General features: G+C 68.7%; 23 protein-coding genes. 14 read left to right on the top strand and 9 right to left on the bottom strand.

From position 1 onward, the window contains the following. Position 1: 1 nt before the first annotated feature. On the bottom strand, positions 2-1240 hold the full coding sequence (locus tag F4560_RS40690) for an APC family permease (protein ID WP_184928338.1): 1239 nt from the start codon (positions 1238-1240) through the stop codon (positions 2-4). A gap of 195 nt (positions 1241-1435) precedes the next feature. On the opposite strand from F4560_RS40690, the gene F4560_RS40685 reads away from it, so the two are divergent. Then, the gene (locus tag F4560_RS40685) at positions 1436-2932 is read left to right on the top strand and encodes a leucyl aminopeptidase (protein WP_184928337.1); all 1497 of its coding nucleotides are present in this window, start codon (positions 1436-1438) and stop codon (positions 2930-2932) included. A gap of 99 nt (positions 2933-3031) precedes the next feature. Here the strand turns inward: F4560_RS40685 and F4560_RS40680 are convergent, their stop codons facing one another. Then, positions 3032-3349 carry a hypothetical protein gene (locus F4560_RS40680; RefSeq protein WP_033437239.1) on the bottom strand — a complete coding sequence of 106 codons (318 nt, stop codon included), beginning with the start codon at positions 3347-3349 and terminating at the stop codon, positions 3032-3034. A gap of 222 nt (positions 3350-3571) precedes the next feature. On the opposite strand from F4560_RS40680, the gene lpdA reads away from it, so the two are divergent. The 8 genes from lpdA (at position 3572) to F4560_RS40640 (ending at position 12447) form a co-directional block, all read left to right on the top strand. Continuing rightward, on the top strand, positions 3572-4942 hold the full coding sequence (gene lpdA / locus F4560_RS40675) for a dihydrolipoyl dehydrogenase (RefSeq protein WP_184928336.1): 1371 nt from the start codon (positions 3572-3574) through the stop codon (positions 4940-4942). A 53-nt stretch (positions 4943-4995) separates the two neighbouring features. Next, positions 4996-6714, top strand: a complete 1719-nt coding sequence (gene sucB / locus F4560_RS40670; protein WP_184928335.1) for a 2-oxoglutarate dehydrogenase, E2 component, dihydrolipoamide succinyltransferase — start codon at positions 4996-4998, stop codon at positions 6712-6714. A gap of 464 nt (positions 6715-7178) precedes the next feature. Next, positions 7179-8204, top strand: a complete 1026-nt coding sequence (locus F4560_RS40665; protein WP_184928334.1) for an NAD-dependent epimerase/dehydratase family protein — start codon at positions 7179-7181, stop codon at positions 8202-8204. Positions 8205-8610: 406 nt separating this feature from the next. Next, positions 8611-9495, top strand: coding sequence for a TIGR01777 family oxidoreductase (locus F4560_RS40660; protein ID WP_184928333.1), 885 nt, complete (start codon positions 8611-8613; stop codon positions 9493-9495). Continuing rightward, entirely contained in the window at positions 9492-10091 is a 600-nt protein-coding gene (locus F4560_RS40655; protein ID WP_184928332.1) for a phosphatase PAP2 family protein, read from the top strand. The genes F4560_RS40660 and F4560_RS40655 overlap by 4 nt, the downstream gene beginning before the upstream one ends. Then, complete coding sequence (lipB, locus tag F4560_RS40650) at positions 10078-10821, top strand: lipoyl(octanoyl) transferase LipB (protein WP_184928331.1); 744 nt, start codon at positions 10078-10080, stop codon at positions 10819-10821. Before F4560_RS40655 ends, lipB begins: the two co-directional genes overlap by 14 nt. Positions 10822-10901: 80 nt before the next feature. Continuing rightward, entirely contained in the window at positions 10902-11960 is a 1059-nt protein-coding gene (locus F4560_RS40645) for a serine hydrolase (protein ID WP_184928330.1), read from the top strand. Position 11961: 1 nt separating this feature from the next. Beyond that, positions 11962-12447 carry an ArsR/SmtB family transcription factor gene (locus tag F4560_RS40640; RefSeq protein WP_184928329.1) on the top strand — a complete coding sequence of 162 codons (486 nt, stop codon included), beginning with the start codon at positions 11962-11964 and terminating at the stop codon, positions 12445-12447. Here the strand turns inward: F4560_RS40640 and F4560_RS40635 are convergent. Both F4560_RS40635 and F4560_RS40630 read right to left on the bottom strand, forming a co-directional pair. Continuing rightward, positions 12432-13364, bottom strand: coding sequence for an LLM class F420-dependent oxidoreductase (locus F4560_RS40635; RefSeq protein WP_184928328.1), 933 nt, complete (start codon positions 13362-13364; stop codon positions 12432-12434). The two genes, F4560_RS40640 and F4560_RS40635, sit on opposite strands and share 16 nt — an antisense overlap. Before the next feature lie 98 nt (positions 13365-13462). Continuing rightward, the gene (locus F4560_RS40630; RefSeq protein ID WP_184929695.1) at positions 13463-14101 is read right to left on the bottom strand and encodes a TetR/AcrR family transcriptional regulator; all 639 of its coding nucleotides are present in this window, start codon (positions 14099-14101) and stop codon (positions 13463-13465) included. Between the two features lie 129 nt (positions 14102-14230). Between F4560_RS40630 and F4560_RS40625 the strand changes: the two genes are divergently transcribed. From F4560_RS40625 to lipA, 3 genes are read left to right on the top strand one after another with little or no spacing between them, the layout of a single operon-like run. Next, entirely contained in the window at positions 14231-14692 is a 462-nt protein-coding gene (locus tag F4560_RS40625) for a hypothetical protein (RefSeq protein WP_184928327.1), read from the top strand. 19 nt (positions 14693-14711) lie between these two features. Beyond that, complete coding sequence (locus F4560_RS40620; protein WP_184928326.1) at positions 14712-15653, top strand: oxidoreductase; 942 nt, start codon at positions 14712-14714, stop codon at positions 15651-15653. A gap of 15 nt (positions 15654-15668) precedes the next feature. After that, positions 15669-16673 carry a lipoyl synthase gene (lipA, locus tag F4560_RS40615; protein WP_184928325.1) on the top strand — a complete coding sequence of 335 codons (1005 nt, stop codon included), beginning with the start codon at positions 15669-15671 and terminating at the stop codon, positions 16671-16673. On the opposite strand, the gene F4560_RS40610 is transcribed toward lipA, so the two are convergent. Continuing rightward, positions 16653-17699 carry a saccharopine dehydrogenase family protein gene (locus F4560_RS40610; RefSeq protein ID WP_184928324.1) on the bottom strand — a complete coding sequence of 349 codons (1047 nt, stop codon included), beginning with the start codon at positions 17697-17699 and terminating at the stop codon, positions 16653-16655. The genes lipA and F4560_RS40610 overlap by 21 nt on opposite strands. 24 nt (positions 17700-17723) lie before the next feature. Next, the gene (locus F4560_RS40605) at positions 17724-18014 is read right to left on the bottom strand and encodes a hypothetical protein (protein WP_184928323.1); all 291 of its coding nucleotides are present in this window, start codon (positions 18012-18014) and stop codon (positions 17724-17726) included. A 94-nt stretch (positions 18015-18108) separates the two neighbouring features. Here F4560_RS40605 and F4560_RS45240 point away from each other — a divergent pair, with 94 nt between their 5' ends. Then, on the top strand, positions 18109-19020 hold the full coding sequence (locus F4560_RS45240) for a TIGR04141 family sporadically distributed protein (RefSeq protein WP_246477947.1): 912 nt from the start codon (positions 18109-18111) through the stop codon (positions 19018-19020). A 201-nt stretch (positions 19021-19221) separates the two neighbouring features. On the opposite strand, the gene F4560_RS40595 is transcribed toward F4560_RS45240, so the two are convergent. Together F4560_RS40595 and F4560_RS40590 are read right to left on the bottom strand one after the other, a co-directional pair. After that, positions 19222-19449: a hypothetical protein gene (locus F4560_RS40595; protein WP_184928321.1), complete on the bottom strand. Its 228-nt coding sequence runs from the start codon at positions 19447-19449 to the stop codon at positions 19222-19224. 574 nt (positions 19450-20023) lie between these two features. Next, on the bottom strand, positions 20024-21244 hold the full coding sequence (locus F4560_RS40590; protein ID WP_184928320.1) for a helix-turn-helix domain-containing protein: 1221 nt from the start codon (positions 21242-21244) through the stop codon (positions 20024-20026). Positions 21245-21399: 155 nt separating this feature from the next. Here F4560_RS40590 and F4560_RS46755 point away from each other — a divergent pair, with 155 nt between their 5' ends. Continuing rightward, positions 21400-21639, top strand: a complete 240-nt coding sequence (locus F4560_RS46755; protein ID WP_376775437.1) for a helix-turn-helix domain-containing protein — start codon at positions 21400-21402, stop codon at positions 21637-21639. A 599-nt stretch (positions 21640-22238) separates the two neighbouring features. Here the strand turns inward: F4560_RS46755 and F4560_RS40585 are convergent. Further along, positions 22239-23066 (bottom strand): ETEC_3214 domain-containing protein, encoded by an 828-nt coding sequence (locus F4560_RS40585; RefSeq protein WP_184928319.1) that lies wholly within the window; start codon positions 23064-23066, stop codon positions 22239-22241. Positions 23067-23243: the final 177 nt, after the last annotated feature.

The following is a 23243-nucleotide window of genomic DNA, read 5'->3' as shown; positions in this document are numbered from 1 at the left end:
TTCAGCGCACCGCCTCCCGCGCCGCCTGCCGCACCCGACCCAACCCCCGACCCAGCGCAAGCACCCCAACACCCAGAGCAAGCACCACACCGGTAATGACCAAAGCATCCGCAGGCGCACTCATCGCCAACAGCACAGACAGCCCCAACCCCAGACAAGCCGTACGCATCGGCCAAGTCCGGTCCTCCTGGAGCAGCACACGCGCCGACGCGTTGGTGAAGCCGTAATAGAACGCCGTCCCACACGCCCCCACCGCCAGCGCCGTGGACGGCGGCAACGCCACCACGCCCACCACCGCCAGCAACGCGCTGACCACCTCGAACGCCCAACTCGACCGGACCGCCGGCAGGTCCCCGGCCTCAGCCATCCCCACCAACGTCCGCCGCGACGACGCGAACACGAAGTACAGCGACGACACCGCCGCCACCGCCGCACCGAACCCGAGCACCGGCAGCAGCCAACGCCCGTCCGCCACGATCAACGCGTCCCGCAACGGCGCGGGCGACAACGCCAGGCGAGCCGGACCGAGCTGCCGCAGCACCGCCACGCACACCGCGATGCACACCACCAGCACGACACCGATCACCACCGGCACCGCGAAGTGCAGCGCACGAGCGGAGAACACCCGGTCACCACGTTGCGGCGCGGTCACCCGCTCGAACCCCACGAACGCCGTGAACAGCAACAACGACGCACCCATGAGCCCATCGAAGCCCGGCCCGCCTCCCACCCCATCCCCCACCACAGGGTTCTCCGGCGGAGCCACCGAAAAGCACACAAGCACGACCAACGCGAGCACCCCGACCACCACACCCACGGCAGCCATGCTCAGACGGGCACTCCACTCGAAGCCCGCCACCCCGAGCGCCGTCACCACCACGATCAGCCCCAACGCCGCCGCCACCCGATATTCGGGGACCACGTACGCGCCGAACATCCCGGCCAACGCGGCGGCGATCCCGGCTCTGCCGACCAGGTGGGCGCTGGCGCCGATGCGCGCGGGCCAAGGACCGAGTTGATTTCGGATGTAGGCGTAGCCGCCGGGGGCGTCCGGGTAGGCGCGGTGCTGGTCAGCGGTGGAGAACGCGCAGCACAACGCGGTCACCGCGGCCAGCACGAGCCCTGGGATCAACCAAGGACCCGCGAGTGCCGCGGCGGGGGCGAACCCGGTGAAAACACCGGCCCCCAACGTCGCACCGAGAGCGAGCACCACGGCCCCGGCACGGGGCGTGACTGTCACCGGTACACAGTTACACACGCGGCGGGTGAGTACGACCGGCCGACCGGTCGACCCCCATTCGTGTTAATTGTTACTCCTTGCGATCGAAGGTGCGGGCGTCCCCGGTGTGAACGACACCTTTAGCATTCGTCACGATCCACCCCGATCCCGCCGCAAGACCAGGAAGCGCCGGGAGGACCCCGTCAAGGAGCCGCAGTGACCGCGCCGAAACTGGCCATCACCGACAGTGACCCGAGCAGCACCGCCGCCGATGCCGTGGTGGTGGGAACACTCCAGGGCCCGGACGGCCTCGCCCTCGCCGGCGCGTCCGAGGCGGTGAACGCCGCGTTCGACGGCACGCTGCTCGACCTGCTCGACGCCGTCGGCGCGAGCGGCAAGGCCGAGGAGGTCGTCACCCTGCCGTCCGCGGGCAAGGTCGGCGCCCGCGTCGTGCTCGCGGTCGGCCTGGGCAAGCCCGCCGCCGACGGCACCGTGACCGAGGAGCAGGTCCGCCGCGCGTCCGGCGCCGCCGCCCGTGCGTTGGCCGGCCGCAAGCGCGCGATCTCCACGTTGTCCGCCCTGCACCTCGGGCCCGCGATCGAGGGCACCGTGCTGGGCGCGTACTCGTTCACCGCGTACAAGTCGGACAAGGGCGACGACGCGGTCGGCAAGGTCGACTTCGTCGCGCCGGCCGAGGGCAACATCCGGGCGCACCGGGCGACGCTCAAGGCGTCCTCCGCGATCGCCGAGGCCGTCGCCACGACCCGCGATTTCGTCAACACCCCGCCGAACGACCTGTTCCCGGCGTCGTTCGCGGAGAAGGCCGCCGCCCTGGCCAAGGCCGAAGGGCTCGAGGTCGAGGTGCTGGACGAGAAGGCGCTGCGCAAGCAGGGCTTCGGCGGCATCCTCGCCGTCGGCGGCGGCTCCAGCCGTGCCCCGCGACTGGTCCGCATCACGTACCGCGGCCCGAAGGCCGGCAAGAAGGTCGCGCTGATCGGCAAGGGCATCACGTTCGACACCGGCGGCATCTCGATCAAGCCGGCCGCGGGCATGGACGAGATGACCTCGGACATGGGCGGCGCGGCGGCCGTGATCGCCACCGTCGTCCTGGCCGCGAAGCTGAAGTACCCGCTGGAGATCACCGCGTGGGCGCCGATGGCGGAGAACATGCCGTCCGGCACCGCCTACCGGCCCGGTGACGTGCTGACCATGTACGGCGGCAAGACCGTCGAGGTGCTCAACACCGACGCCGAGGGCAGGCTGGTCCTGTCCGACGCGATCGTGCGGGCGTGCGAGGACCAGCCGGACTACCTGATCGAGACGTCCACGCTGACCGGCGCGCAGCTCGTGTCGCTCGGCAAGCGGACGTCCGGTGTCATGGGCACCGAGGACTTCCGCGACCGCGTCGCCGAGCTGGGGCGTGCGGTGGGCGAGCAGGCGTGGGCCATGCCGTTGCCGGAGGAGCTGCGCGGCGACCTCGAGTCCCGGGTGGCGGACCTCTCGAACGTGTCCGGGCACCGGTTCGGCGGCATGCTCACCGCGGGCGTGTTCCTGCGCGAGTTCGTGGCCGAGGGCGTGACCTGGGCGCACATCGACGTGGCCGGGCCGTCGTTCCACTCCGGTGGTCCGTACGGGTACACCACCAAGGGCGGCACCGGCGTTCCGGTGCGCACCCTCGCGGCGGTGTTGGCCGACATCGCGGCGAACGGCTAGCGGTTGGTGCTCCGGGTCGACCTCACAAGGGGTCGACCCGGGCACAAACCGTTGCCACGCCGAGCACGACGATCGTCCACTAGGGACTGAAACTCCCGATCAAGCCTGGTTCTTGCGCCGGGAGTACTCGCGCATCCGCTTCGGGTACCCGACGATCCCCGCGTCGTAGATCGGGATCGCCAGCTTCTTCGCCAGGCGCTTGGCGCCGTCCGTGCCGTCGATCCGGCGCCGCGTCCACTCGCCGTCGTGCGCGACCAGCACGATCGTGGTCTCCGTCACGGTCGTCTTCGGCTCGACGTACGCCTCGACACCCCGCCGCGCACCCGCCCACTGCTCCAGGTGACCGGTGTCCGTGGACGTGGCCGAACGCAGCACACCCGGGCGCTGCTTCCTGCGAAAACGGTCGAACAGGCCCACCGGGCCACCTCCTGCCGGGACTTCTCCGCACCATCGTGCCGGAACGGGTGTGAAGGCGGGGGCAAATCCTCCCAACAGGACACCCGGCCGCCCGCCGACAGGGCACGTCATCTCCCGCCAACAGGACACCGCGTCGCCGGCATCCGCGCGATAGTGACAAGATGGCAGCCACACGCGCGCACCCGCGCGAAGTAAGGCATCCAAGCTCTCCAGGGAGATCACGTGACCGACACGTCCGCCGACCTTGTGATCCTCGGTGGCGGCTCGGGCGGCTATGCCTGCGCGTTCCGCGCGGCCGAGCTGGGCCTGTCCGTCATCCTGGTCGAGAAGGACAAGCTGGGGGGCACGTGCCTGCACCGCGGCTGCATCCCGACCAAGGCGCTGCTGCACGCGGCGGAGGTCGCGGACAACGCGCGCGAGGGTGACCAGTTCGGGGTGAAGTCCTCGCTGGAGGGCATCGACATCGCGGGCGTGAACTCCTACAAGGACGGCGTGGTCAGCCGCCTGTACAAGGGTCTCCAGGGCCTGGTCAAGGCCAACAAGGTGACCTTGGTCGAGGGCGCGGGCACGTTCGTCGGGCCGAACACCGTCGAGGTGAACGGGCAGCGGTACACCGGCAAGAACGTGGTGCTGGCGACCGGTTCGTACGCCCGCAGCCTGCCCGGTCTGGAGATCGGCGGCCGGATCATCACCAGTGACCAGGCGCTCAACCTGGACTTCATCCCGGAGAAGGTCGTCGTGCTCGGCGGCGGCGTCATCGGCGTGGAGTTCGCCAGCGTGTGGGCGTCGTTCGGCGCGGAGGTGACCATCGTCGAGGCGCTGCCCCGCCTGGTCCCGGCCGAGGACGAGTACGCGTCCAAGCAGCTGGAGCGCGCGTTCCGGCGGCGCGGCATCAAGTTCAAGACCGGCGTGAAGTTCACCGGCGCCACCCAGAACGAGTCCGGCGTGTCGATCACGCTGGAGTCGGGCGACGTGCTGGACGCGGACCTGCTGCTGGTGGCCGTCGGCCGCGGCCCGAACACCGCGGGCCACGGTTACGAGGAGGCCGGCGTGACCACCGACCGCGGCTTCGTGATCACCGACGAGCGGCTGCGGACCAGCGTGCCCGGCGTGTACGCCGTCGGCGACATCGTGCCCGGTCTCCAGCTCGCGCACCGCGGCTTCCAGCAGGGCATCTTCGTCGCCGAGGACATCGCCGGGCAGAATCCCAAGGTCATCGACGAGGCGGGCATCCCGCGCGTCACGTACTGCAAGCCCGAGGTCGCCTCGGTCGGTCTCTCCGAGGCCGCGGCGAAGGAGAAGTACGGCTCCGTGGAGACGTTCGTCTACGACCTCGCGGGCAACGGCAAGAGCCAGATCCTCAAGACCGCCGGCGGTGTCAAGCTCGTGAGGGCGCCCGACGGCCCGGTGGTCGGTGTCACCATGGTCGGCGAGCGGGTCGGCGAGCTGATCGGTGAGGCCCAGCTCATCTACAGCTGGGAGGCTTACCCCGAGGACGTGGCTCCGCTGATCCACGCCCACCCGACCCAGACAGAAGCCCTCGGCGAGGCTTTCCTCGCCTTGGCCGGCAAGCCGCTGCACGTGCACGGCTGACCGTCGCACCCCAGTCAGCCGATCCCAAACCGCGCACGAGGAGTCAGCGAACGATGGCCTTCTCCGTCCAAATGCCCGCACTCGGCGAGAGCGTCACCGAGGGCACGGTCACCCGCTGGTTGAAGCAGGAGGGTGACCGCGTCGAGGTCGACGAGCCCTTGCTGGAGGTGTCCACCGACAAGGTCGACACCGAGATCCCGTCGCCCGCGGCCGGTGTCCTCCAGAAGATCGTCGTCCCGGAGGACGAGACCGTCGAGGTCGGCGCCGAACTGGCCGTCATCGGCGACAGCTCGGACTCCGGGTCCGCCGACTCGGCTCCCGCCCAGGAGTCGGCACCCGAAGCCGCCCCGGCTCCTGCCGCCGCCCCTGCCCCTGCCCCGCAGGCTGAGGCCGCACCGGCTCCCGCGCCGGAGGCTCCGGCCCCGTCCGGTGGTCCGGCCAAGGGCACCCCGGTGACCATGCCCGCGTTGGGCGAGAGCGTCACCGAGGGCACCGTGACCCGCTGGCTCAAGGCCGTCGGCGACTCGGTGGAGGTGGACGAGCCGCTGCTGGAGGTGTCCACCGACAAGGTCGACACCGAGATCCCGTCGCCGGTGGCCGGCACCGTGCTGGAGATCACCGCAGGTGAGGACGAGACCGTCGAGGTCGGCGGTCAGCTCGCGGTGATCGGCTCGGGTTCGCCCGCGCCGGCCCAGCAGGAAGCGCCCAAGCCCGCGCCCGCTCCGGCGGCTGCTCCTGCCCCCGCTCCGGCTCCCGTGCAGGAAGCCCCTGCGCAAGCGGCCCCGAAGCAGGAGGCGCCCAAGCAGGAGGCTCCGGCGGAGGAGTCGTCCAACGGCGCTCCGTACGTGACGCCGCTGGTGCGCAAGCTCGCGTCGGAGAACGGCATCGACCTGGCCACGCTGAAGGGCACCGGCGTCGGTGGCCGGATCCGCAAGCAGGACGTGCTGGCCGCGGTCGAGGCCGCCAAGGCGCCGAAGCCCGAGGCCCCCAAGCCCGCCGCTTCCGCTCCCGCCCAGCGTGTCGCCGCACCGGCCGCGGACTCCAGCGGCAAGCGCGGCACGGCGCAGAAGCTGCCCCGGCTGCGGCAGATCGTGGCCCAGCGGACGCGCGAGTCGTTGCAGGTCTCGGCGCAGCTCACGCAGGTGTTCGAGGTGGACGTCACCAAGATCGCGCGGCTGCGGAACCGGGCCAAGGCGGCGTTCGAGCAGCGTGAGGGCACGAAGCTGACGTTCCTGCCGTTCTTCGCGAAGGCGGCGGTCGAGGCGCTGAAGCAGCACCCGGTGCTGAACGCGTCCATCGACGAGGAGAAGAAGGAGGTCGTGTACCACGGTGCCGAGCACCTGGGTATCGCGATCGACACCGAGCGGGGTCTGCTGAACGCGGTCATCGCGAACGCGGGCGACCTGAACCTCGCCGGGCTGTCGCACAAGATCGGTGACCTGGCGGCGCGGGCGCGGGGGAACAAGCTCACGCCCGACGAGCTGACCGGCGGCACGTTCTCGCTGACCAACCTGGGCAGCAACGGCGCGCTGTTCGACACGCCGATCATCCAGCAGCCGCAGGTCGGCATCCTGGGTGTGGGTGTGGTCAAGAAGCGTCCGGTGGTGATCACGGACGAGAGCGGCGACGACACCATCGCCATCCGGTCCATGGCCTACCTGGCGCTGACCTACGACCACCGCTTGGTGGACGGCGCCGACGCGGGCCGTTTCCTCACCACCGTGAAGAACCGCCTCGAAGAGGGTTCGTTCGAGGCCGACCTGGGCCTCTGAAGCCACATCGGAGACCATTGAGGCCTCCGAGGGCTTGCACTGATCGCTGAAGGCCGCTCCCGGTTCGCCGGGAGCGGCCTTCGCCGTCCCAGCCGTTCGGCATTCTGTGTCTCCTCTCGCAGAGCGGTCAGCGGCAGGCGGAGCCCTTCGGCTATCCGAAAGCTGCTGATCAACTCGCTCGCCGCGACCGGCCTCACCGACATCAACGGCGACCCATTGATGTTCCAGGCCCACGATTTCCGGAGAATTTTGTCACCGACGCCATCATGAATGGCCTACCGCCTCACATCGCGCAGGCCATCTGCGGGCACAATACAAAAAAATAGCCCAGGGAAACCAGAGCCACTGACCTGAGCCGGAACGGGAACTGATAATACTCGCGGCGACTCGCGTTCACTCGTGGCGATTTCGCCAATGGCGAACTTGCCTCGACTAACGCCTCGCCTTCCAGCAGCATGACGCTTATGCGTTTCCTCGTTCTTGGCGGTACGTCGTTTCTGTCCAAGCATATCGCCCACGACGCGGTGGCACGCGGGCATGAGGTGGTGTGCGCGGCGCGTGGCCAGTCGGGGTCCGTGCCCGAGGGCGCTCGTCTCCTCGTCCTCGACCGTGACGAGCCAGGCGCCATCAAAGCCTTGGCCGGTGAGCGATTCGATGCGGTAGTCGACGTGGCAACTGGAGCGCTGGGCTGGGTTCTCGATGCCATCGAGGTGCTGGCTGACCGTGCGCGGCACTGGACTTTTGTCTCCAGTATCAACGCCTACACCGATACCGCCACCCGCGGCCAAACCACCGACGCCGCAGTCTGCGAACCGGTCTTGGACACCAAGCATTACGACCTCACCGAGCTGACCGTGGAACGTTATGGCGGAACCAAGGTCGCCAGCGAGAACGCCGTGCGCGAGCGGCTGGGCAATGACCGGACCTTCGTGGTTCGCCCCGGCATCATCAGTGGCCCCGGCGACCAGATGGACCGCTTCGGCTACTGGACAGCCCGGTTCGCGCGCGGCGGTCAAACCGTCGTCCCCGACACCCCGCACCAGCCCATCCAGCACATCGACGTCCGCGACCTCGCAGCCTGGATCGTCACCGCCGCCGAGCAACGCCTAACCGGCACCTACGACGCGGTCGGGCCTGTCCTCGAGCTCGGACCAGCGCTGCGCGAGGCCGCGGAACTCGTCGGCGCCGCCGACCTTCAACTAGTGCCGATCGCCCCGGAAACACTGCTCGAAGCCGGAATCAACCCGTGGGGCGGGCCGAGGTCATTGCCGCTGTGGCTGCCTGTCGAGAAGCACGGGCTCGTCGCCCACGATCCGACCGCAGCCCTGCGGGCAGGTCTGGAGCCTCGGTCGCTTGCCGACACCGTCCATAGTGCCCTCCTCGATGAACACGCTCGCGGGCTCGACCGCCCCCGGGCTGCGGGTCTCACCTCGGTTGAGGAGCAGGCGCTCCTCGAACACACCGGGATTTCCGCTTTCGACAGGCGTTGACGTTGAAGGGAACGAACCTTGGACCAAGCGTCGACAACAACCACTTGAGTGCGAGGCCGCGGGAACTCTGATCTCACATCGGCCATCTGATGGATCGGGTTGCGCTGGAGGCGATTAGTTCAGAGAAGCAGGCGTGCTCGTGGACACAGGGCGTGGGTGACCTGGGCTTTGTGTTGGCGTCGTGCGGCCAGGTCGGTTTTGGTGACCGGCAGGGTGCGGCCCAGACCGCCCAGCGGTGCGACTCGGACGATGCGACGCAGACGGTGCGTGCGCTGCCTGCGGTGCGTACAGGCCTACGGGTAGCCGGAGCCGCGTGCCGAGACGCGTGCCCGATGGCGTGGGTAGGTGGTGTGGCTGACACCTCCACCACTGTGCAACCGACCCCCCGCTGAGAGACGATCAACCCATGCGGGTTGTGATCGCGGGATCTTCGGGCTTGATCGGCACCAGTCTGGTCGCCGCGTTGCGCGGTGCGGAGCACGAGGTCCTGCGGTTGGTTCGGCGGCGGCCCGGTGCGCCGGACGAACGCGGCTGGGACCCGCCCGCCGGGCGGATCGACGCCGGCGCGCTGGACGGCGTGGACGCGGTGGTGAACCTCTGCGGCAACGGTATCGGTGACAAGCGGTGGAGTGACGAGCGCAAGCAGGTCCTGCTCGACAGCCGCACGGTGCCGACCGAAGTGCTGGCCGCGGCCGTCGCCGAGCACGGTGTCCCGGTCCTCGTCAACGCGAGCGCCGTCGGCTACTACGGCGACACCGGTGACGAGGTCGTCGACGAGACGAGCCCGTCCGGCACCGGTTTCCTCGCCGAACTGTGCCGCCAGTGGGAAGCCGCCACCGCACCCGCCGACGAGCACGCCCGCGTGGTCAGACTGCGCACGGGCCTGGTCATCAGCCCGTCCGGCGGCCTCTTCGGCAAGATGAAGCCGCTGTTCTCGTTCTTCCTCGGCGCACGTCTCGGCAACGGCCGCCAGTACATGCCGTGGATCTCGCTGGACGACGCCGTCTCGGCCATCCGGTTCGTGGTTGAACACGACATCGCCGGCCCCGTGAACCTCACCGCGCCCAGCCCCGTCACCAACGCCGAGTTCACCCGCACCATCGGCCACGCGGTGCACCGGCCGACGCCGTGGGTCGCGCCCCCGTTCGTGCTCAAGGCCGTGCTCGGCGACATCGCCGAAGAAGGGCTCCTCTCCGGCCAACGGGCGGTCCCCCGGGTCCTGGAACAGCACGGCTTCCAGTTCCTGCACCCCGCCCTCGGCGCGGCCGTCGCGGCGGCCGTCAACGGGTGATCGGCGCACTGGTCGGCGTCGTGCTGACGTTGGCCTCGGTGGTCCTCGGCTTCACGGTGCACCAGGAGGTGCCCGCGGTCGACCGGGAGCTGCACCAGGCCGCGCTGGACCTGGGTCCGACCTTCGTGGACACCGCGGCGGTGGTGAGCCTGGTGCTCAGCCCCGGCCTGGCCACGATCGCGCTGTTGTCGCTGGTGCTCCGCGCCCTCCTCGCCCGCGACGCGCTGCCGGCGAAGGGCGCGGTCCTGCTCGCCGCCTGCTGGTCCACGCTGTTCGCCCGTCACGTCTACCAGCGGGTCCGACCGGTCGAGTTCCCGAAATGGGCCTATCCGAGCGGGCACGTCACGGCGGTGACGTCGGTCGCCTTCACGGGCGTGGTGCTGTGCGGGTGGCTGGCCCGGCGGCACTTCAAGCTGGCCGTCGCGCTGGCCTGCACGGCGGTCCTGATCACGGCGGCCAGTCGGGTGGTGCTGGAGATGCACTGGTTCACCGACACGGTCGGCGCGATCCTGGGCGTGGTGGGTGTCGGGCTGGTCGTCGCCCACGCCCTGCGGCTGCTACCCGTGGGCGTAGGGTCGAGACGTGAGCAGTCCTGACCTCTCCTGCCGCGCCTCGACGGACCCGATCGACGTGCGTGAGCTGGGCACCATCGACTACTTGGCCGCTTGGGACCTCCAGCGTGAACTGGCCGAGGCCCGCGCGGACGGCGCGATCGGCGACACGCTGCTGCTGCTGGAGCACCCGCCCGTCTACACGTGCGGCCGGCGCACCGAGCCCGAGGAACGCCCTGTCGGCGGCGACATCCCGGTCATCGACGTGGACCGCGGCGGCAAGATCACCTGGCACGGCCCCGGCCAGCTGGTCGGCTACCCGATCGTGGGGCTGGCCGAGCCGCTGGACGTGGTCAAGTACGTCCGCCGGCTGGAGCAGGCGCTGATCCACGTGTGCGACCTGCTCGGCGTGCGCACCGGTCGGGTCGACGGGCGCAGCGGCGTGTGGCTGGCGGCCGACGACAAGGCCGGTGAGCGCAAGATCGCCGCGATCGGGATCCGGGTGCAGCGCGGCGTGACCATGCACGGCTTCGAGATCAACTGCGACGCCGACCTGGGCGCGTTCGGCGACATCATCCCGTGCGGCATCCGGGACGCCGGGGTGGCGTCGTTGTCGCATGAGCTGGGCCGGACCGTCACCGTGGACGAGGTGCTGCCGCTCGCCCGCCAAGCGGTCATCGACGCGTTGAACGGCGACCTGCCGCTGACCGACCGCACGCTCGTCCGCGACACGCCGGTCGCCGCGGGCGTCACGTTCGCCGTCCAAACGGGCTGACCCCCGCCGAACCCGCTGACAACCACGACTCCTCCCCTCTAGTATTCCGGAATTACGGACTACCGGAGAGGAGATTCGTCGTGCTCCTGACCCGACGAAACCTGTTCGCCACCTGCGGGGTGGCCGGCACCGCCGCGCTGCTGCCAGTCCTGCCCGCCGGCGCCGAACCAGGCGCCCGACCAGGCGCTGAACCACGCCCGGACATCGCACCTGACGACTGGCAGGCCTGGTTCCGCGCCAACCCGCAGCACGTGGCCATGGTGCTGGACGACGGTCGGGGCGGTCGGGTGTGGCACCGGGCGCACGAACGCCAACCGCTCGCGTCCGCCGTGAAGGTCGTGCACCTGGCGGCGTACGCGAAGGCCGTGGAGAGCGGGCTGGTGCGGCCGGACGACAAGGTGCGCGTCCGCGAGTGGGAGCAGTACTACCTCGGCCTGGACGGCGGCGCGCACCAGGCGTCCCTGCGCCACCTCGGCATCCCGTTCTCCAACGGCGTCACGGCCGACGACCCCAACCGGCACGTCACGCTGGACGACCTGGTCACCGTGATGATCCGGTTCAGCGACAACGCCGCGGCGGACTTCCTCCGGCACCGGCTGGGCGACGGCCTGATCCACGCGACGGCGGCCCGGTGGCCGGTCTTGCAGGTCCCCGAGATCCTGGTCGAGGTCCTCCACCTCGTGCTCGGACGACGCGTGGACCCGCAGCGGTACCTGCGCGACCCGCAGTTGCAGCTGGAGGTGATCGGGAGGTTCCCGGACGCCCCGAAAACCTATGAGGGACAACGACCTTGGGCCCGCGGCACGTGGTCGGGCACGGCGGCGGGGCTCAACCGGGCGCACCGCGCGCTGACCGCCATGCCGATCGCCCGCAGTCACCTCGAACACGGACACCCCGGAATCGGCTACGAGCTGCCGCCGGACGTGGTGGGCGTCGGGTTCAAGGGCGGATCGCTGCCGGGGATCGTCACGGTCGGCTTCGGCGTGCGCTGGGCGGACGGACGGGTCGGCAGCGCGGCGGTGTTGGCCAAGGAGGTGGACGAGCAGCGGTTCGGCACGTCCGGGGACCTGGTCGCGTCGGTGCTGAAAGCCCTGCTGGAGCCCGCTGTCCTGCGGCAATTCCAGGTCAGCCTCTCGTAGGATGGCAGCGGTGGACCTGGTGCAGCGACTTGCCGAGCTGGAACAGCGCGTGGCCGCTTTGGAGGGCGACGAGCGGGAGACGGTCGTGCTGCCCGAGGCGGAGGACGGAGGCGGCGCGTTCGGCTACGGCGGCCGGGTGGCGCTCGGCGACGGGCGGATCACGTGGCGGATCGACGTGACGCCGGAGCGCGCGTTGGCGTTGGCGGACCGGCCCCGGATCGAGGTGCTGTCCGCGTTGGCGCACCCGGTGCGGGTGGAGATCGTCCGCACCCTCCTCGCGCAGGGCGGCCGACCGGCGACGGCGTTGCAGGAGGCGGCCGGGCTCGGGTCCACCGGGCAGCTGTACCACCACCTCAAGGCGTTGACGGCCGCCGGCGTGGTGGAGCAGGACAAGCGCGGGAGCTATCGGCTTCGCACCGCGGCCACCATCCCCGTGCTGGTCCTGCTCACCGCCGCGTCGGACGTGGCCGGTCAGCTGCGCAGCTGAGGCGCGACCTCGGCCGCGACGAACTCCACGTGGTCCAGGTCGGCCAGGTCGAGGACCTGGAGGTAGACCCGGCTGATGCCGGTCTTCTCACGCCACGCGCCGAGCCGGTCCACCACCTCGGCGGGCGTGCCGGTGAGGCCGTCGCGGCGCAGTTCGTCCAGCTTGCGGCCCATCGCGGCGGCTCGGCGGGCGACCTCGGCGTCGTCCCGCCCGGCGCACACCACGAGGACCGCGGAGCGGGTGATCTCGGCCGGGTCGCGGCCGATCTCGGCGCACGCCGCGTCGACCCGGGCGAGCAGGTCGACGGAGGTCTCCACGTCCACGAACGGCAGGTTGAACTCGTCCGCGAACTTCGCCGCGAGCGCCGGGGTGCGCTTGCGGCCCTTGCCGCCGACGAGGATCGGGATGTCGTGCGCGGGCTTGGGGAGCGCCGGCGAGTTCGCCAGCCGGTAGTAGCGGCCCTCGAAGTCGTAGGTCTCGCCGATCGGGGTGCCCCACAGGCCGGTGACGATCTCCAACTGCTCGGCGTACCGGTCGAAGCGCTCGACGGTGGCCGGGAACGGCAGGCCGTAGGCGGTGTGCTCGGCCTCGAACCAGCCCGCGCCGAGGCCGAACTCGACCCGTCCGCCGGACATCTGGTCCACCTGCGCCACGCTGATCGCCAGCGGGCCGGGGTGGCGGAACGTCGCGGCGGTCATCAGCGTGCCGAGCCGGATGGTGTGGGTGTCGCGGGCCAGGCCGGCGAGGGTGATCCAGGCGTCGGTCGGACCGGGCAGGCCGGTGGCGTCACCCATCTTGAGGTAGTGGTCGGACCGGAAGAACGCGCCGTAGCCCGCGGCCTCGGCGGTGCGCGCCACCGCCAGCAGGTCGTCGTAGGAAGCGCCTTGCTGGGGTTCGGTGAAGATGCGGAGTTCCACCGTTCTCACGCTAGTGGTGGGTGCGGTGGCATCGCGATCTGAACGTCCGGCGCACTCCCTGCCAGCGCACTCCCCGACCGGCGCACTTCCCTGCCGGCCTACCGGCGACGTGAACGGGACCGCTTCTCCTCCGGTGGCGCCGGGGCTTCCCGCACGCGCAGTCCTTCGACCACCCGGATGATGGTCCGCTCCACCTCCGCGCTGGCCTTGCGCGGGTCGGACGCGCCGGCGATCGTGCTCGCGCCCGCCGACAACGCGCCGAATAGCAGCCTGCTCATCGTCTCCACGGGCAACTGCTCCAGCTCGCCGGACGTGACCAATACCTCGATCGTGGTGCGCAGCAGGCCGTAGCTGAAGTGCTCCTCGGCCTCGCGCCAGCGTTCCCAGCCCATCACCACCGGCGCCTCGTGGATCACGATCCGCTGGTAGGAGGGCTCCAGGCAGACCCGGACGTACGCGCGCAGGCCCGCCATGGCGGTCTCCCACGGGTCGCCGGGCGCGGTGACGATCTCGCCGAGCTTGCGCATGAACGTGTTCTCGACCGAGTCGAAGGCGGCCTCGAACAACGCCTGCTTGCCGCTGAAGTGGTGGTACAGCGCGCCTTTGGTGAGCCGGGCCCGCTTGGCCACCTCGTCCAGCGACGTGCCCGCGTACCCCCGTTTGGTGAACAGCTCGACGGCACTGTCCACGAGGGCCTGCCTCGTCGACTCCGAGTACTCCAACCGCCTCGACCGCACTGTCACCACGCTCACAAGGTACGACATACCGACGGTACGTACTCGTGGTATGTTCGCCCTATCGGCCATACCGACGGTATGCCAAAGACCTGAGGTATGACGCCGGTCACCACGAGAGGAGGCGTGATCATGGGTTGGACCGATTTCTACCGACGTCGTGACGCTCTGGACGCCGTGCTCCGCGCCGCGGCGGGGGATCCCGCGGCGCCCCTGACGTTCGACCGGGACCTGTTCGCCACCGAGGAAGACCTGCTCCTGGCCCTGCACTACCGCTGGATGCGGCAGCTCACCGGGCGGCTCGGCACGGCGCTGGAGGACACCGACGACGACCGCGTGGAGACCGTCACGCGTACGTGGCGCGTGCTTGCGGCCGAACAGCCCGTGCTGCGCGCGGTGCTCGACGCGCACCTGACGTCCACCGAGGCGATCGAGCGTGAACAGCGCCTGCTGGCGCTCACCGCCGGTCTGGCGGAACTGTCCGAGCCGACCGCCGAGATCACCCGTGTCGGAGCGGCGTTCGCCGGCCTGATCCGCAGCGCCCCGGCCACCCTCGTGCCGGGCAGGCGCCGCAGGCTCGCCAAGAGCGCCTGAACGCCTGTAGGTATTAAGCATGCCGAAATGGATTGCCCGGAAGTGGGATACCACGGACATCCCCGACCAGAGCGGACGCACCGTGCTGGTCACCGGGGCGAACTCGGGCCTCGGCCTGCGCACCGCCGAGGTGCTGGCGGGCCGGGGCGCGCACGTCGTGCTCGCGTGCCGATCCGCCGAACGAGGGCAACGCGCGCTGGAGCAGGTGCTGGCCACCGGCGGCAAGGCCGAACTGGTGTCGCTGGACCTGGCCGACCTGTCGTCGGTCCGCGCGGCGGCAGCCCTGGTGCGTGAACGCACCGGTGACGCGCTGGACGTGCTGGTCAACAACGCCGGCCTCATGGCCGTGCCGCTGGGCCGCACCGCGGACGGGTTCGAGCGCCAGTTCGGCACCAACCACCTCGGCCACGCCGCGCTGACGTGGCTGCTGATGCCCGCGTTGCGCACCCGGCCGGGCTCGCGCGTGGTCACCGTGTCCAGCCTGGCCCACCAAATCGGCGAGATCGACCTCGCCGACCCGAACTACGAGGTGCGCCGGTACACGGCGTGGGGCGCGTACGGGCAGTCGAAGCTGGCGAACCTGCTGTTCGCGCGCGAGCTGGACCGGCGCACGCGGGCCGCGGGCGTGGACGTGACGTCCGTCGCTGCCCACCCCGGTCTCACCGCCACCGAGCTGAGCGCCAACATGGCGCGGGCCAGGGGCAACCCGCTGCTCGGCTTCGGCGCCAAGATCACCGACTTCTTCTCGCAGTCCGTCGAGGTCGGCGCGTTGCCGCAGCTCTACGCGGCGACCTCGCCGAAGGTCGAGCCGGGCGGCTACTACGGGCCGGACGGGTTCCGCGGGATGCGCGGCCACCCGGCGCCGGCGGGGTCCACCACGGCCGCCCGGGACGAGCTCGCGGCGGCCCGGCTGTGGGACCTGACGGCCAAGCTCACAGGCGTGGCGCCGGACCCCTCGTGACGTAGGGTTGAAGCCGTGACCGTCGTACCTGAAGGTCGGAAGCTGCTGCGGCTGGAAGTCCGCAACAGCCAAACGCCCATCGAGAAGAAGCCCTCGTGGATCAAGACCAAGGCGAAGATGGGCCCCGAGTACCGGGAGCTCAAGAGCCTGGTCAAACGCGAGGGTCTCCACACGGTGTGCGAAGAGGCCGGTTGTCCCAACATCTACGAGTGCTGGGAAGACCGGGAGGCCACCTTCCTGATCGGTGGCGAGCAGTGCACCCGTCGCTGCGACTTCTGCCAGATCGACACCGGCAAACCCGCCGACCTCGACCGCGATGAACCGCGGCGGGTGGCGGAGTCGGTGCAGGCCATGGGGCTGCGCTACTCGACCGTGACCGGTGTGGCCCGGGACGACCTGGAGGACGGCGGCGCGTGGCTGTACGCGGAGACCGTCCGGCAGATCCACGAGCTGAACCCGGGCACCGGCGTCGAGCTGCTGATCCCGGACTTCAACGCGGTGCCCGAGCAGCTGGCCGAGGTGTTCTCGTCCCGGCCCGAGGTGCTGGCGCACAACCTGGAGACGGTGCCGCGAATCTTCAAGCGGATCCGGCCGGCGTTCCGCTACGAGCGGTCGCTGGAGGTCATCACCGCCGCCCGTGAGGCCGGTCTGGTGACGAAGTCCAACCTGATCCTGGGCATGGGCGAGACGCCGGACGAGGTCACCGAGGCGTTGAACGACCTGTACGACGCGGGCTGCGAGATCATCACCATCACGCAGTACCTGCGGCCCTCGCCCCGGCACCACCCGGTGGAGCGCTGGGTGAAGCCGGAGGAGTTCGTGACGCACAAGGAGACCGCCGAGGGCATCGGGTTCTCCGGCGTCATGGCCGGTCCCCTGGTCCGCTCGTCCTACCGCGCCGGGCGGCTGTACGCGCAGGCCGTGCAGAAGCGCGGCGACGTGCTGCCGGAGAACCTCCAGCACCTGCTCCAGGCCGGCGGCGCGGCGCAGGAGATCACCTCACTGCTGTCCGCCCGCTGACACCACCTCGGCCTCGCCGACCACCACGCCGTCCAGCGCTCGGACGTAGTCCGCTCCGAACGCGCTGGACGGCGTGTGCGCGCCGGGCGGGGTGTCGCCGAGGCGTTCGATCGCCTTGACCACCGAGTCCGCGGTGAGGTCGTAGGCGTTCGGGCCGGTGAGCGCGAGCCGGGCCCGGTTGCCCTCGTCGTCCCAGACCTCGCCGAACACCTCGCAGCGGGTCCGTCCCCTGGTGCCGTCGTTCGGCCCGGGGATGCGCTTCGCCACCGCCTTGCCCAGCCGCTGGCCCAGGCCGGTGCGCAGGAGCGGCGCGGTGAACGGCTGGAGCTTGCTCAGCACGCCGGGCAGCGTCGTGAACGTGGTGATGTTCGGGATGCCGGTGGACCGGTAGGCGGTGCTCACGTCGCCCCACGGGATGGCGCCCACGTCACGGGGCCGGTCGCGGAAGTGGGCGGTGCGGCGGCGGTGACCGAGTCGCGCGCCGCGGATCTCGCCGTTCTCACGGACCCTCCCGCCGCCACCCGAACCCTCGACGGCCGTCCGGGCGGTACCCGCGCTGGCGCCGCCTTGGACCACGAACGCCAGGTCGAGGTGCGTGGCCGTGGGCAGCGACTGGTGCAGCATGGCCGCGACGCAGTCGGTCGGAACGACGTCGAACCCCGCGCCGGGCAGCAACACCACACCCGCGTCCTTGGCCGCCTTGTCCTGCCGGGCCACCGCTTCGAAGACGTCGATCTCGCCGGTGATGTCGACGTAGTGCGTCCGCGACGCGAGGCAGGCCGCCACCATCGGGCCTGAAGTGGCCGAGAACGGGCCCGCGCAGTGGGCGACCGCGTCGACGTCCTCGAGTGCCGCGACGGCGTGGTCGAGGTCGAAGATCCGGTGCTCCAGGCCCAGCCGTTCGGCCAGCGCACGCACCTTGACGGCATCACGCCCGGCCAGCACCGGCCGCAGCCCGCGCCGCACCGCCAGTTCCGCGACGAGCGTGCCGGTGAACCCGTTGGCTCCGTAGACCATCCACGTCATGTGGTAGAAGCTACTCGTAGGTAGCTACGCGGACGACCGCCGCCGCACCACGATGCTGCCGACCAGGAGCAGCACGCCCACCACGGCGACGGGTGCGGCCCAAGCGAGCCGCTCCACGCGCAACCGGCCGCAGATCTCCACGAAGGCGGCGCCGTCGGCCTCGACCGCGATCTCGTCGAACCCGACCCCCAGGCTGTTGCCGCACGCGACCGGGATGCCCGACGGCGAGTCGGTGGACAGCGGCAGCACCATGATCAGCAACCCGGCCAGGAAGAACGCGGCACCGATCACCGCGGTGACGGTCCTGGGCGTCATGACCAGGAAGTTACGTCGTCCGGACCGGCCGGTATAGGGGGATGTCACATAGGGGGACCGGGTTAGCAGCCCCTAATGACCCATCCGGCCCACCATGGGACAAGCGGACGCCCTGGTGCGCCGAACGGTCCGGGTGCCGGTCAATGCGAACAGTCGGACCCATTCGCCGGCATCGACAACCGGCGGTGCCGACGTGACCATTCGACCACGCCTGGGCATTCCGGACATCCCACCGGATCAACGTTACGCGCAATACCCGTTCATCACTCGATCGGGTGACAGCACTACGGCCGCACATCCACCCGAATCGCCCAACCGCTCACCTCTGCGTGCACGGACGCGCCTGCCGGCTCCATCGCCGCACTTCATCGGCCCTACACGGCCGTGGGCCGCTGGGCTCAGACAGCGGGCCGCTCGCCGACCGTTCCACTCCGAGCGCCCATTTCTGGACCATTGTCGGAGGACCCAAGACGAATCCTTCCGAATAGGTTTCCACCCCTGCGCACCGAAGGAGTTCCTGGACGCTGTGAACACCATCCACGACATCATCGAGCCGACCGCACCACTGCGCCGTTTCGCCGGAATCCGCGCCCTGACCGGTGACGACCCCCTGCTGCCCGCCCTGGAGCGTCGGTTGGCGGCGGCGTTGGGCGGCAGCACCCTGTTCGGCCCACTGGGCCTGCGCTGGCCGACTGCCGCCGTGGCGCGGGCCGGGGAGACGGTGACGTTCCGCACCAACGACGTAGGCGGCTACGGCCCGGTGCCGCTGGACCCGACGCTCGACGTCAAGGTGATCACCGCCCGGTTCGCCCGCATCCCCCAGTTCGCCAGGACCGACGAGCTGAAACAGGCCCGCCTGATCCCCTGCGCCGACCGCAACCGCGAGGAACTACTCACCACCCCCATCCCCCTGGACCGCTGGATCACGTTCGAGACGACCATCGACCGCCACACCTACCGCCTCCGCGAGGGACGTTGGCACGAGATCAGCCGAACCCGCCCCTGACCCACGTGGCCCCAGCGCGGCTCGGCGAAAGCACAACAAGCACCCGAAGCGCGCCGTGCCTTCGTCATACCGAACCCCCGGCACCCCATGCGACGGCACGAACCCTTCGTCACCGTGCCGCCTGCACTGCCGAGAGGCCACGTGCCGGCACCGACCGCGCAATGCCTGCCTTGTGGGCTCCGCAGTACGACGGTTCACACATTAGCCACCGATGCTCGTGGCGTCGGGTTCGCCGAGTCCGGGCGTGGCCAAGACCTCCATGGCCTCAGCCATGAATTTCTTGAAGGCCCGCTCGTCGGTGAACATGAGACAGATCGCGCCGTCCGCAAACGAGAAGAACGCTTGCTTACCGACAACCTCGTACTCGATTGTGCAGCTAACGTCGATCTCTGCGCTCGTCCGGACGCGGACGCCGACATCACTTTTCATGGGACTGTTGCTCTTTTCGATAGATTATCTTAAATATTATGACGAGCCCCTGAGGGCCTACTTGAGGCGAGGCAGCATGCGCACGCAAGCATGTGCCCCATGCAGCACAAGTGCCACTAAGCACCAGGTAGACGGCTCCCCAGCCACGACACTAGAGGCCAAGGAGTTGCGTCACGGGTCTGAACTCGCCGGTTTCCAGAATTCTATTCACTCGCTCCACGACCGATTCCGGGACGGTCCGGTGGTCCCAGACCGAACCGCAGAGGCGGCACTGGAAGATTGCTTCCTGCTCCGACCGCACTTGCAGGAACAGGTCGCCGCCTCGGTGCGGACATGCGGACGCGGGAACCCACAGCCCGAGGGCGGTCACAACCGGCCCCGATCTGTCGTCCGCGAGCAATCACGCCACACCGCCCGGAAACCGGGCAATGGCAGTCCATGAAAAAATTGCACTACTGCGGTCACGTAGTTGTACGCGGCCGTCATGCCGTCACCTCCCATTCAGTCCGGGATGGCAACGCTATGCAGGCTGCGGCATGGCACGGGGTACATGTTCTACCCCCACACGATCGGGTTAGGCGGCCCGCAAGCCGATCCGTTCGCAGAGGTCACGCACGTCTCGACGCATCCCAGTCGGCGGTTGCGCGGCGAGATCAAGAAGCATCTCGCGGGCGAACCCGTTGTACTTGATCGTCTCTGATGCCGTCCGTTCCGCCCGGTCCAGCAGCGCCAACACCGCATGGCGTTCCTCGCGCTGGAAGTGCGCCCGCGCGGTCTCGATCAAGTGGCGGCTGCGGCGCGCGAGGGACGGAATGTCGTTGGGGTCGAAGGACTCCGCCGCCCGGATCGCCTCGCCGGAGCGGCGCAACTCGACGCCGAGCGTGGTCGCGTGCGCCCCCATGACGGCAACGCTGAACGACGTCTGCACGTGGCGGTAACCGGAGCCCAGACCGCTCGCCACCCGCTCGGCACGTTCCCATGCCTGCCAAGCCTGCCCATGACGACCGCGCCGCGCGTGCACGTACGCCACTTCCGCATGCAGTGCTCCCCACAGCCCTCGCCAGTCGGCTGGAGCACGGGCGAAGTGCGGCTCCATCCCGCGTGCGGCGTCGGTGGCGAGCACCACGGCCTCATCCCACCGGCCGGCATCCCTGAGCGCTTGAACCATGGCCCATGCGCCACCTGCGATGGCGTACGGGTCGTCGGCTTCATACCCTTCCGCCAACGCACGGTCGGCGACCATCCACACCAGTTCCGGAGCGGGCTGGTAGGCAACGTAGAAGTCCGCCAGTCGGTAGACACCCGCGAGGACCCGTCGTGCGTTCCTGCGCTCCTCACCGCTCAACTCGCGTACGGCGTTCTGCGCGTCTCGGATCAATCCGGGGAGCAATGACCCGAGTTGCGTTCGGTGATCAGGGCTTGAGTGCCGAACCCGCCAAGCCATGTCGAGCCGCACCGACATGTGGTCGAGATCCGGCGACGGCATGACTGTGGCCAGGTGATAGTCGGTGAGGGCGCGCTGGACCTCCGACAACGCCGGGTGGCGCTCTCCCGCGAAGACTTGAACCGGCACGGTGTGACCGCCGGTCAGTTCGGCCAGGTCGGCAATGCCCAGCGCGTGCGCCAGGCGGAGCAACATGGGGAGTCTCGGGGCCTGCAACCTGCCGTTCTCCACGGCCTTGAGCCACTCGGCGGACCTGCCGACGAGTCCGGCGAGCACCGGTCGTGACATTCCTGCCCGCTGCCGGTGCTGCTTGATCCGGAGTCCGATGTCCGCTGGCTCAGGCGACACCATGTCCCCACCTTTTCCACCGCTGCCGGGGTGTGGTGCCCAGAGTAGCGACACGACCACTCACCAGGCGTCAAGACGCTGGCAAAGCGGTTCGGGGTGCACCGAGCAACCGTGGGCCGCCACTTGCACAGCCGTGGCATTGACACGACTCCCCGGCGCTGACAGCTGCGCAGGTCGAGGCAGCCGTCGAGCTCTACCAACAGGGTTGGTCACTGATGAAGATCGCCCGGCGGTTCGACGTCAACGACGGGACGGTGTGGCGGAAGTTGAAGGCAGCAGGCGTGAGGATGCGGCCAGCGACGAACGCAGAGTGGGTGGAGGAGCAGAAGACTAGTGGGTTTTGGGTCTTGTATTTCTTAACCTGGCACGCGCCTTGTGTTGCCGGAGCCGGCAGTTAACATCTCCCCGTTGCAGAATAAGCGCACCTGGCCACTCAGTGCAATATTGCCATCCCAAAAGCCCGAAGAGTCAGCCAAGTGCAGAAGTCTTGCGTAGTCCACCAAATACATTGAAGCATCTTCACTGACAGAGAAACGCAATGTGAGTATTAGCGCCATAAGGGGGAGAATTTCTGAAGGCAACTCCTTCCTGATGCAAGGAAGAGGCTCATGGAATTTAGAGAGTTATGGGTTATACCGCACAGTGAAGCCGAAGGCTGCTTCACTGAAAGACATATCACCCAAACTCCACCACAAAAGTCGTCATAATGCCACTGATCTTACGAACGAGAAAGAAAAACCTTTTGTGGTTACGTCACTTGAAGATAGGATTGCAAGACTTGAGCGACTCTATGTGAAGCTTGCGACTGACGGTTCGAGTTAGCGATAGTGGAGACCACTTTCGATTCCGTCGAAGCTGACGCAGCGAAACCTACTGCACACTAGATGTCTGGGTGTGTGTCGTCAACGTAGTCCTCGTTCTAGACGTTGAAAGGCACCGTCTATGATCCTGCGCTTGTCGCGGTGTCAACAGTGCAGCCAATCCGTCTCGGCACTCCTCAGCGGCTGCGAACCTCCCCCTTCATTAGGATCATCAGGCGGTCGTAGTCTACGGCACCGCTAGCCCGAACCCCATCATAAATTTCATACCTGAAGTCAGCATCGAATACCGTAAATGTATCAGGTGCCATCTTGGCGCGGACATTTCGAATAGCTTCATGGCGACCATCCCGACTCACGGTATCAGCGATTTCTCGCTCCACCTGGTCAAATCGTCCCCAAGTTACCGATACACGATCGGCAAGTAAGGTTGGACTTTTCCGCCAACCGATCATCGTGACGGACAGTCCGTAGTTCTGGTAGAGACCTGGCCGACCAAAATACCGTACCTCGGTGTAGCCATGCGTCGATGCTCCCATAAAGAGCTCACCGCTCTCAGGGTAGTGCGCATTATCGCTCTGATCGAAGACGGTACGTCCGAGGAAACCCTGCATCTGACCATACGTCTGGAGCGCCAATTTGTATCGGAACCGCTTACTCGTCAAGGTGAAGGCGTAGGCGTAGGTGATGCCTTCGATGAAGTGAACAGTCAACCAACCGTACTTGGTGCGATACACCCGTAGGTCGACTTCGTCTTCCCGTTGCACCCTGTGGGAGCTGTAGCGTGCTTCGACCTTGATCGAGTCACGGTAGACAGGTGCCCCAAACAGCGTGTCCACATATACGACTGGGTTCCCACAGGACAGACTGTCGAGCTTCTGACGTAGGACACGCTTGGCCCCCAACGTACGGCGGTACCACTCGCGCCCGGTACGCCAGAGAATCACGCTTGCCACCATGAACGCAGTGAGGTTATCGGCGCTGCCGAGGGAATCCTTGATACTCACTTACTTGTCCGCCTGTCTCGCTCGCTGGAAACCGCCTGAACGTCACTTGGCCCATCCACGGCGCGTTGACCAAGTGGGCGTACACGGTGCTTACCAAGGCGGAGTCTCGAGCTGTCACCTGATCGTCCGGATTACCGACGCGTCGGAGCACGGCGAGCTGGTGGTCGGTGAGCTGGG

The organism is Saccharothrix ecbatanensis (assembly GCF_014205015.1).
Lineage (GTDB): Bacteria > Actinomycetota > Actinomycetes > Mycobacteriales > Pseudonocardiaceae > Actinosynnema > Actinosynnema ecbatanense.
Note: the sequence above shows the minus strand (reverse complement) of the source record. Positions and strands in the feature narration are given on the sequence as shown.